The 630-nt window shown below is 61.3% G+C and carries 1 protein-coding gene; it reads left to right on the forward strand.

Annotated features, from left to right (window positions below; all coding sequences use genetic code 11):
- Positions 1-398: 398 nt before the first annotated feature.
- The coding region (locus ACYQ8K_RS30175; protein ID WP_459975045.1) for a hypothetical protein at positions 399-630 on the forward strand (232 nt) is incomplete at its 3' end.

Genomic DNA, 630 nt, shown 5'->3' on the forward strand with positions numbered 1-630 from the left:
CGGCAGGGTCAGATTTTATTAAGAGACAGATGTTGGGGGGTGGTCTGTGACCGGGGGCCGGTCACCGATGTGCTGCCAGGGGTGCTAACGAGGGGGGCCCCGGTTGGGTTGGGCTGTGGCGGTGGAAAGGGTCAAAGGGCCTGATGGTGGGGGGAGGCGCTGGCCGTTTACGGCCAGCAGCAAGGGTGGATGTGTCACTGGCTGAGAAGTAGGGGCCAGTTGGCCACGGGGTGCGCGGAGCGTGCCCTGAGCTAGGTGTGCCGCCTCAGGTTTACTCCGACCTGCGGGGGCACTCTCCTAGTGATTGGGGAGACGGCGCGGAAGCGCCGGAGGATTAACGTACTGGGAATTGCGTTGAAGTACAGCGTATTTGGATACTACTGGTGTAGTATTGCGTTATGACGTTGAGCGGGAGGGTGATTGGTGCATACGGCGGGATCGGTGGCGCCAACCGCGTAAGCGGTTGCAGCGCAACGAACAATCGGGAATTGACTCGCAAACGGATCACCACAGCGCCCGCGCCAGCGGCGCAAATTCTAAAACCTAACTGCGACAATCAGATTCAAGACAACCGCGTAAGCGGTTGGCGCACAGCACCACTCGCGGGCGGGCTTGCCCGCCCGACAAGGA

Source organism: Mycobacterium sp. MUNTM1, assembly GCF_054660795.1.